At 32.1% G+C, this 10,352-nt stretch carries 11 protein-coding genes; 2 read left to right on the top strand and 9 right to left on the bottom strand.

Annotated features, from left to right (window positions below):
• Nucleotides 1–36: 36 nt before the first annotated feature.
• Nucleotides 37–495 carry a MepB family protein gene (locus tag CD128_RS01980; protein ID WP_103328413.1) on the bottom strand — a complete coding sequence of 153 codons (459 nt, stop codon included), beginning with the start codon at nucleotides 493–495 and terminating at the stop codon, nucleotides 37–39.
• Between the two features lie 299 nt (nucleotides 496–794).
• On the opposite strand from CD128_RS01980, the gene CD128_RS01985 reads away from it, so the two are divergent.
• Together CD128_RS01985 and CD128_RS01990 are read left to right on the top strand one after the other, a co-directional pair.
• Nucleotides 795–1,850 (top strand): PTS sugar transporter subunit IIC, encoded by a 1,056-nt coding sequence (locus CD128_RS01985; protein ID WP_103328414.1) that lies wholly within the window; start codon nucleotides 795–797, stop codon nucleotides 1,848–1,850.
• Nucleotides 1,851–2,004: 154 nt separating this feature from the next.
• Complete coding sequence (locus tag CD128_RS01990) at nucleotides 2,005–2,349, top strand: hypothetical protein (protein ID WP_103328415.1); 345 nt, start codon at nucleotides 2,005–2,007, stop codon at nucleotides 2,347–2,349.
• A 54-nt stretch (nucleotides 2,350–2,403) separates the two neighbouring features.
• Here CD128_RS01990 and CD128_RS01995 read toward each other — a convergent pair whose 3' ends face one another.
• The 8 genes from CD128_RS01995 to CD128_RS02030 form a co-directional block, all read right to left on the bottom strand.
• The gene (locus CD128_RS01995) at nucleotides 2,404–3,129 is read right to left on the bottom strand and encodes a tyrosine-protein phosphatase (protein ID WP_103328416.1); all 726 of its coding nucleotides are present in this window, start codon (nucleotides 3,127–3,129) and stop codon (nucleotides 2,404–2,406) included.
• A complete protein-coding gene (locus tag CD128_RS02000; RefSeq protein WP_103328417.1) occupies nucleotides 3,113–4,561 on the bottom strand; it encodes an oligosaccharide flippase family protein in 1,449 nt (482 codons plus the stop codon). Before CD128_RS02000 ends, CD128_RS01995 begins: the two co-directional genes overlap by 17 nt.
• Complete coding sequence (locus CD128_RS02005) at nucleotides 4,551–5,795, bottom strand: O-antigen ligase family protein (protein WP_231917243.1); 1,245 nt, start codon at nucleotides 5,793–5,795, stop codon at nucleotides 4,551–4,553. The genes CD128_RS02000 and CD128_RS02005 overlap by 11 nt, the downstream gene beginning before the upstream one ends.
• Nucleotides 5,773–6,873, bottom strand: a complete 1,101-nt coding sequence (locus CD128_RS02010; RefSeq protein WP_103328418.1) for a glycosyltransferase family 4 protein — start codon at nucleotides 6,871–6,873, stop codon at nucleotides 5,773–5,775. Before CD128_RS02010 ends, CD128_RS02005 begins: the two co-directional genes overlap by 23 nt.
• A gap of 17 nt (nucleotides 6,874–6,890) precedes the next feature.
• The gene (locus CD128_RS02015) at nucleotides 6,891–7,544 is read right to left on the bottom strand and encodes a CpsD/CapB family tyrosine-protein kinase (protein WP_103328419.1); all 654 of its coding nucleotides are present in this window, start codon (nucleotides 7,542–7,544) and stop codon (nucleotides 6,891–6,893) included.
• A complete protein-coding gene (locus tag CD128_RS02020) occupies nucleotides 7,541–8,227 on the bottom strand; it encodes a YveK family protein (protein WP_103328420.1) in 687 nt (228 codons plus the stop codon). Before CD128_RS02020 ends, CD128_RS02015 begins: the two co-directional genes overlap by 4 nt.
• Before the next feature lie 9 nt (nucleotides 8,228–8,236).
• Nucleotides 8,237–8,929: a sugar transferase gene (locus tag CD128_RS02025; protein ID WP_415239151.1), complete on the bottom strand. Its 693-nt coding sequence runs from the start codon at nucleotides 8,927–8,929 to the stop codon at nucleotides 8,237–8,239.
• Nucleotides 8,930–9,269: 340 nt separating this feature from the next.
• Entirely contained in the window at nucleotides 9,270–10,322 is a 1,053-nt protein-coding gene (locus CD128_RS02030; protein WP_103328421.1) for a PTS sugar transporter subunit IIC, read from the bottom strand.
• Between the last annotated feature and the right edge of the window lie 30 nt (nucleotides 10,323–10,352).

Below are 10,352 nucleotides of genomic sequence, written 5' to 3' on the forward strand. Positions count from 1 at the left end.
ATATTTTTATTTTCGTTAATATAATTCATCAATTATTTATTCGTGTTCCATCTCTTTAAAATAGTCACACTGCCACTGTTGTGTTTTAATAGCAGTTTTATTTAATTCAGTTTCCCACGGCGCATAAACTCTTAGGGCCATTTTCCCTTTATAATTATCGCTTTTTAAAATGCCCTTATCTAATAAAACATCCTTAGGAAAAATAAACTGTCCTGATTTATGTGCATCAACGATATTCACTATCAATGCATCATGTATATCTTTTACTTCGTATGGTTCATTTTTATTATTTTCATCTTTTTTCCAAATTGCAAAAAAGAAACCATTTTTATTAGGCGTCTTTTGGGCCAACCTACTGATAAAAATTCCATTGCTAGTTTCAATTTCTATAGCTTCATATTGTTGATTCCATTGTTGTATCTCATAAGAAGCTTCAGAATTTGAGAATATTTGTTTCAATAATTTATATGATTGAAAACTTTCAATGCTTCCCATACTAAACTCCTTGTTCTAATGTTTATAATCTTTTAATCGCTTTTTCTAAAATATTCTTATTTTCATTCACTATACCATTGATAGAAACAATTAGCTTAAGTAGCACCAAGCGCCTCTCACCCTTGCCATTATACTACTCGGCTCATCTTTACAGAACTTTTGAAAATAAAAAACAATAGCTCTAAATAATTCGGTAAATATAGACAATATAATCGTTAACAAATTTAATACTTGCGATATATGTTACAATATTAAAATGTTTTAAAATATACATTATATATATTAAGGAGTTATTTTAAATGAATATCATATTAGGGGTCGGCACATTAGTGATTGTGCTTATTGTTATGACATTATTCTTAAAATTTGCGCCATATGGCCAAGAAGGATTACAAGCGTTATCAGGGGCTGCTTGTGCGACCTTCTTACCACAAGCATTCTTAAGTTATGCTATTGGAGGCATTTTCCATATAAAATTCTTACAAGAAATTGGGGATTTAGCAGGAAGCTTAGGTGGTATTGCAGTCGGAATACTAGCGTGTCTTAACTTAAAAGTATCACCTGTATTCGCTGTTATCGTAGGTCTGACGTTAAAAGATTTCAGTTTGTTACCTGCATTTATTGCTGCTTATTTAACAGCTTTCGTTATTAAGTTTCTTCAGAAAAAAGTACCAGACGGTTTAGATTTAATCGTGGTTATTCTTGTTGCGCCAGCTTTAGTATATGGCTTAGCAACATTAATTAATCCAGGCGTTACGGCAGTCTTAAATTCTATCGCGAATGCCGTTAACTCTGTAGGAGATAGCAGTCCATACGCGTTAGCGATTATTTTAGGTTTAATCATTCCAGTAACAAGTATGACACCATTAAGTTCAATGGTACTTGCAAGTATATTAGGCTTAACAGGGGTTCCAATGGCTATTGGTGCCATCACTTGTACAGGCGCATCATTTGCGAACTTCACATTATTTAATTTACTTAAAATTGGTAATAAGTCTAACCGCTTCGCCGTATTTATCGAACCACTTACACAAATTGATCTTATCGTGAAATACGCACCAGTCCTCTATGGGGCAAACGCATTAATCGGTATGGTTACCGCATGTATTATCAATTTCAGTGGCTTGAAAATTGGTGTAACTGGTATGGCGACACCAATGGCTGGTGCGATTGTATTATTCGGTTTCAATAACCCTATCACTTCAATTATTACAATTGTGGCAGTCGCAATTACAGCTGTAATTTTAGCCTTAATTATAGGTTTCATTATTAAAAAATTCGATTTACTACACTTACACATTCCAATGCCTTGGAATAAAAATAAAGATAAAAAAGAACAATATTCACAAGCATAATTTAATATACAGGGAACTTAAAAGAACTTCTCGGGAATAGTTATTTTCTTGGAAGTTCTTTTTCTTTATTGCTTAACTTACAGAGTTGTAATTTAAGGCTTTTATCCTTAAATTCAACCTTATTATGTGTTTATATAGAGTTGAGGTGAAAAGCATGGCAAATTACGAAGATAGATATGACGAACGAAGTGGTAATATACTAGGCGCTCTAAGTTATCTAAGTGTATTCTTTGCGCCAGTCCTTTTTCCATTGATTGTATGGATTTTCGCATCTCCACCTGGATCAACACATTCTAGAAATGCTTTATTTAATCACATTTGGACTTGGGTACTTATTGCCATAAGTTTCGTAGCATTAATGATTGTCCCAGCAATGATTGGTTCACAACATGGCATGGGTTGGTTTATAGGCCTTGTACTTGCTGTCATTTTCTTTATTTGGGCAGGTATATTATTCTTATTAAATATCTTTAGAGGGATTAAATTACTTCTTGTATAACGAACTAAAAAACGAGCTAGACGACAATGTCTAGCTCGTTTTTAATATTTTAATCTATTGAAAGTATTTGTAACTATTGATTCTTTGATTGTTCCAAATTGCTTCTGCATTGGTTTCTAAGAAATGTTTAAAGTCTTGGTCTTTAATCTTCTTAAACGCTTTTCCAGTAATGAATGGTCGGTTAGCATCATTATGTGCATCGCTACCAATGAGATGGAATAATCGATGTTTCACCATATATTTGGCAGCCTTTTTCGCACTTCTACCATGATTACCTAAAATCGAACCTCCATTTAATTGCAAGATACATCCTAAATCAACAAACTTTTCAAGCAAGCTAAAATCTGTCTGTACAGACTTATATCGTTCAGGATGTGCAATAATAGGAACATAACCCATGTCTACTAGCTTAACAAGAAGTTCAAATATAAATAATGGAATATCGTTGAATGAAAATTCAACTAATATGTATGTTTGATCATCTAACGATAGCGCAGTTTTTGATTCAATCTTTTCAAAAGAAGCGGGTTCTAAATAAATCTCTTCTCCTATCTTAATCGAAACAGGAAGATTTAGTCCTTCTAATCGCTGTTCTAGCAGTGCTTTCTTCTCATATAAATCATCTTTATTCGGCTCATAAGTATCAATATAGAAATGCGGCGTCGCTATAATTCTAGTAACACCTTGCGCATACGCTGTTTTAATCATACTGATTGTTTCTTCTATATCCTTTGCGCCATCATCAACGCCCCAAATTAAATGATTATGAATGTCGATCAAAATTATCACCACGCTTAATTAAATTCTTTAAAATAAGTAAAATAAATTCATGCTTCAACACTAAATTAGTTATTAGATATACGGCTACTCCCGCTACTAATAAGAGAATAGTTGATTGGACTGTTGGAGTAAGGTAAGTGTTAAGAAACAGTAATACCATGATCATTACGAAAGAGGCAAATACGGTTTTACTAAGATTTTTAATATCTAATTTAATACCTGTGCCAGAAATATCAATCACTCTCCATAACAAAATGAGAAGTTCAGAAGTAATTCTAGCTATCCCAGCACCAAAAATCCCGAAAAATGGAATAAATATAATGCAACAAATGAAATTGACAAAAGCGCCTATAATCAACGACATATTGTACACTTTCATCTTATTTTGAATAATAAGATACTGTCTGCTTATCGTCATATTAAGTGGAATAATGAATAGTAATATTGCTAATACGTTCATCAGTGAGACAGTACTTTTAAATTGCTCACCAAAGAACCACACATAAAATGTTGGCATAATTGCGATAATACCCAATACCATCGGAACTGTTAAAATTGGCTGCATATTTATATTTAATTCCAGCATTTGTGTCAAAGCGTTATCTTGCTTACGTGCTAATTTAGTAATTCTCGGAATCATCACTAAATCTATTGTATTCACAAGTAAAATCGCTACCGATAAAATATTAAACGTGTTCGTAAAGATACCCACGTCACTATAACTTCCAATTAATCCTAGAACTACACAGGCAATACTTGTAAAAAAGTTTAATTGGCCATTAGGTAATAAATAGACTAAAGACGAACGAAAAATATGCCATACATTCTGCCAATTCATCCGTTTTAAAGTAATGTATTTTTTCAAATAATAGTAAAGTGGCAATTGGTTAAGTACAGTCACGATAGATAATGTGAAAACATATAATGGTAAGTCTGAAGTATCTCTAATAAAAAATACAACGATAACTAAAACGATTAACGAAGCTACGATATTACTTAAACTTGGAATTTTAAATTTCTCAATTCCTGCATAAAACCATGAAATATCAGCTGCTGCGCCAATAATATATATCCCTTGAAGTAAAAATATTAAATAATATTCATGAATAAATACGCTAATCGTAATAACGTAAAGTAATAAAACTGTTAATGATAGAAGCAATTTACTCATAAAAATGTCGCTAAATTGTTTCGATAATTGCGTTTTTTTATGCGCGACTTCTGCAATCAAACGATTGAAGTATAATTGCACACCGACACTCGCAAACATTAAAAAATATTGAACCATACTAAAAGAAAACGAAACGACACCTACGCCAGAAGGTCCAAATGCTCGTGAGATAATTGGAATGGTGATAATAGGCGTAATAGTTCTGATGACCTGATATAAACTCTGATAAATAATGTTCGTTTTAAGTGAGTCACTCTTCATGGGTATGTCTACCTTCTGTCTTATTTGTTTGAACTAAATAAATTAGTATACCTATCACAAAAGCCACGTATCTTGAGTTATTAAAAGATACCGTCATAAAATAAACCATTAATATTAAAAGTACTGCAATCCATACAATGTTACGCCCATTTTCGTTAAATTTAATCAAATTAAACAGCAAGTAGATTAAGTAGAAAATAAACACGAGACCAAAGACTATGCCCCATTCTGCAAATATTTGTAAATATGTATTATGGGCAACCAGACTGACACCATTTAAATATGTACCAACATGAACATAGTCGAATAAACCTAACCCAAATCCTAGCGTATATTTGATTAAATTAATGGCATTAAGCCACACTAGACTTCTATCTGACCCACTCTCATTGATAGAAGCAGTCCCTTCTTTAAAGATGGACGCCATTCTATTGAAAGAGCCCCCTAAATCCACATCATAAGCGTGCCAATCACCAAAATTAACCATATAAAATGCACCTAATAATAGAATAGAAAAGACGGATAGTACGCTAACAATACTGAGAATATTTCTGTTAAATAACTTAACGACACAATAACCAATGATTAATAACAAAATGATGATTGAAGCGGTCTTTGAACCTGTCGTGAAAATAGATAATAAAATGATTAGTGACAGTACCAACTTATAAAAGAAATGATTCGTCAATTTAAATACTAAAATCAAACTGATAATTTGTGTCATCGCAAAGTAATTTGGATCGTTCATTAATCCTTTAGATCTCAACTCGTCAAAGAATAACAGACGCATCAATAATGGCGTTTTAAAAATGCTCGTAAACACGCATAACATCCCAATTATAGCGCTACTTATAACATAAGATTTTAAGAAAATAGTCTTACTATTACTTAATTTTAAAATAATAGATCCAATTAAAAGATAAATCACCACAAACGCAAATTTAATTGAGGTCGCTAAGATTTCTTTTAAATTAATCATGAGAATATCATCGAAGACGCCTAGAATAACCGTCATTAAAATTCTATAAATATATAAAACAAGAACGAATATTAAGATAAAGTTAACTTCTATAATTTTGCTATGCTTGATTAAAATATAAGCGAATAAGATTAAAATAATAAAATCGGCAATTGAAATATTAATGCCACTAATAACGAAAGATTGTTGAATAAATATTGCTAAGCCTATTAATAATATATTTAAAAATGTGCTATTTTCTTGAGTACGCATCATAAACCATTTCCACTTCTTTTAACATTTTAGTTTCTGTAAAGTGCTCAAGATATTTCTCTCTAGAACGGTCACTTTGTTTAATATAATCTTTATTCTCTAACTGTTGTTGTAAGGCTGAAGCAATAGTAAGCGGTTCGTTATCTTTAAGAATAATTCCATTATTATCCACCAATTCACTTATCCCGCCTACATCACTCGCTATCACCGGTAATCCATATGACATGGCTTCAATAATACTAATTGGTAAACCTTCATGTTTACTCACTAAAACAAATGTATCGTAACGTGGTAATTCTTTTTGTGCATTAATCACATTGCCTAAGAAACTCACTTCTTGCGTTACTTCTACAGATTGAGCCAACTGTTTACATTCATTTAAATTAATGCCATCTCCAATAAAGGTAAAATGGAATGGTTTTTCGGTCATCTTTTTCAATAAATTTAAAGCATTGATAATATTCATTTGTAATTTAGGATAGGCGAATCGAGCTATCATAACGAATTGATGAATATCGCCTGTCTCACGCGACAATGTCGTAAACTTGAATGGATCGGTAATACCGTTATGAATGGTTATCAGCTTCTTGGGGTTAAAGTTATATTTTATAGCTAATTGCTTATCAAACTCCGATACACAAATCACTCGATCTGTTACTTTGAACATCATTTTCTCAATAAATAAATATAAATATTTCTTAAGTGGTGCAATACCATCTGTAAAGGACCAACTGTGCGCCGTAAAAACAACTAAAGCCTTCTTCATCTTAGATAGTTTATATGCCAGTCTTCCAATTGTGCCGGCTTTAGAAGAATGTAAATGAATCACGTCCGGACGAATCTTATTAATGAGTCGGGTGATTTTTTTAGTTGCTAAAATGTCTTGCTTCACATTGATAGGTCCGATTAAATTCTCAACAATTGTTACTTTAATGCGAGCATCTAATTGTTCTAACATCGGCCCTTTACACCCTACTACTACGTAGACATCATTGTTTTGGCAAAAATTATTTGCGAGTTGAATTAAATGTGTTTGTGCGCCGCCATTATCAGCCTTCGTAATAAGATATAAAATCTTCAAATTGATACAAGCCCTTTCTAATAATAGCCTTTAGTATTAGTATGTTTTACTTGATTTAGCACCACGCCAAATACAGAAATCTTTAAATTATCTAATCGTGTTTTAGCTTCTATAACTAATTCTCTCGGCGTTTTTTTACTGTTTGCAACTAGGATAGTTTGATCCACTAGTCTACCAATGATTAATGCATCTGTAACAGGTAAAATTGGTGGCGTATCAATAATCACATAATCATATTCACCTTTAATATCTTCTATGAAATCTTTAAAATTAGGCGAATCTAAAAGTTCTGAAGGGTTAGGTGGTTTGGTTCCAGCAGGTATAATATCGAGATTTGAATCTTCACTATAATAAATGCCTTGTTCATAAGGAATTTGATGACTAATAATATTTGATAGACCATAATTATTAGGTACATTAAAGCGTTTATGTACTTGAGGTCTACGCATATCCGCATCAATTAGTAATACTTTATAGCGTGCGTTTGCTAGTGATTCAGAAAGCGATTTACTTACAAACGTTTTACCTTCTCCTTGTCTTGAAGAGGTAATCATATATACCGTGCTATTTTCTTCAGTAACGTTGAAGGTTACATTAGTTCTAAGCGTTTTAATTTCCTCATTGATTAAATCTTGGGCTGTACTTATATATTTACTTGATTTATTACTCATTTTTTATCACCTAAGTCACTAATCTTTCCAATCGTAGGAAGATGTAAATAATTTTCAACTTCTTTTTCAGATTTAATTTTGTTATTTAATAAATATTTAGTGAACATAATTAAAAGCGCAATCACTAATCCGAAGACAACACCAAACACCACGTTAAGTAAGATATTTGGAGATTTTGGTGACTTAACTTGACTATTTGTCGCTTTTGATAAAATTGATAAATTATCAACACCCATTACTCTTTCAATTTCTTCTTTAGACGCTTTAGCTACTTCATTCGCATAGGCTACTGCTTCTTTAGGATGTTCACTTAATACATTAATCTTGATGATTTGTGAATTCTCTACAGAATCTACAGAGAGACCTTGATAAAGGCTATTTTTATTCTTCGTATCTATTTCATCTAATGCTTTATTTTTAATTTCTTCAGAATTAATAATTTCTGAGTACGTTTTGATTAATTGAATATTTGTTTGAATTTCATTTGGGTTTTTATATAAGTTGTCATCATTTGCGCGTTTTTGATTAATAATGACGTTCGAAGTTGCTTGATATTTCGGCGTAATAATAAATTGTGAAACTACAAAGCTAATAGCTCCAAAAATAACAACGCACAAAATAATTAACACAATATTTTCTTTTAAAATTTTTCCAAATTCACTTAAATTAAGATTTTTTCGCATTTTATCCACCTATCTTGATCCTGATCCTGTGATGATAATGTTAATTGTTTTCAAACAGATATAAATCTCGGTAAAAATATTACCTTTGTAAATGTATTTCAAATCGTATTTCAATTTTTCTTTAGGAGATAAATCGTACCCTCCTTTAACTTGTGCAAGACCAGTTAAACCAGGTGTTACTAAGCATCGCTTTTCAAAACCTTGTATTTCCGAACTAAATAATTCAACAAATTCTGGTCGTTCAGGTCGCGGTCCTATAAAACTCATTTCTCCTTTTAAAACATTAAGCAGTTGTGGCAATTCATCTATTCTTGTTTTTCTAATGAACTTACCGACTTTCGTTATTCTAGGGTCATCTTTCTCTGCCCATTGCGCCCCATTACATTCTGCATTGAGCTTCATAGATCGCAATTTGTAAATTGTAATTAACTTGCCATTTTTCCCGACTCTAATTTGCTTATAGATTGGGTTGCCAAATGAATCAATAACGATTAATACTGCGAATAAGACCATTATTGGAAAAGTAAAATATAATAAGATGATACTCATCAATACATCCAATAATCGCTTCAATGGGTAATACCATTTCTCCACTGCTTTATAAGTGTTTAATTTCTTTTGGTAATCATATCTAACGACTCCAAATTCCGGCTTAATAACGCCGTCTTGTAATTTAAGATCTTCAGTCTTAAAATATTTCACGTTTATCACCTACGAAATAAAGCATAAATCGCATTGATATATCCTATTTAGTTTTTCTTTCTTTAAGCTTTTATAGGCTATCTTGATGCGTTTAAGTCTTTAAATGTCCTTTACTTGTTGTTAGAAAAGCGTCAAAGTCTGCCACCTTAACGTTTGATTACTTAGAATATATCATTAAACCTAAAAATATTGTACCCTTTCTGTTAAAAATAAAATACTTTTTTATTTCATCTTTTTAATTATTAAAAACATATAAAATTATCATATTTTATTAGAGCAATAAAAAAAGTCTAGTTAGCCGAGTACATTTACTCTTTTAACTAGACGTTTTAATTTAGTATTATTGTTTGAAAATAAATACATCTGGACTGTACAATTTTAATACTTTTCCAAATAAGAAGTGGAAAAATAGTGCAGAAACCAATGGCACCACTCCATAAGCAATAATGACTATTAACAAACTAGTCATTGTACTTGAATTTAAAAGTGCCATAGATTTAATAGGTCCTACTAAACCGATTAAACCAAAACCTGCAGAGTCAGGTGAACCTTGAATGTTTAATAAACCTCCAACAAGACCTGAAACGGCTGCAGTACACACAATCGGTAACATAATAATCGGATGTCGAATTAAATTAGGCATCATTACTTTAACGGCACCTAATAATACAGTAATCGGAATACCAATTTTGTTTACGCGCCAGCTACCAATCGTTAACATAATCGCACTAGCAGCTACACCAACTGCAGCTGATCCCGCCGCTAAACCTGAAATTCCTATTGCAATTCCAATTCCTATAGCAGAAATTGGAGATACAATTAATATTGAAAAGATGATTGCAATCAAAATTGTCATAATAATAGGTTGCATATTAGTCAAACTATTGACTAATTCACCCAATCCAACAGTAATTAACTTAGTAATTGGTAATAATAAATAGCCTATCAGTCCTGCTAAACCGGCCCCAACAAGAGGGAGCGCAATCATATTTAAACTACCAAAACGGTTTTTAATTAATAGCATAATTCCAACCGCAATCGCAGCAGTAATCATTGTGTTGATTAAATCTCCAATTCCAACAATCATCCATTTATGATCTGAAACTACAGCTGCACCAGAACCTACAAAAGCGGCTGCACCAGCTGATGCTACTTGAATTGGCGTCATTCCAAATTGCACTGCAATGAGTGCGCCAGTAAGAACTGGAATTGTATATTGAATGCCTTGAGTTACAAATGCAATCTTTAAGAAGAATTCATTGTATTGGCCTAAATATTTACAGAGCTCTCCTAGAATAGCATTGGGAATCATTCCCACCACGATAGCTAATGCTACTCCATTTAATACATTAAATAAGAATGATCTGGGTGTAATTGTTTGTGTCTCGCCCATAATTCATATACCTGTCTCTTATACACATCT

The organism is Staphylococcus croceilyticus (genome assembly GCF_002902575.1).
Lineage (GTDB): Bacteria > Bacillota > Bacilli > Staphylococcales > Staphylococcaceae > Staphylococcus > Staphylococcus croceilyticus.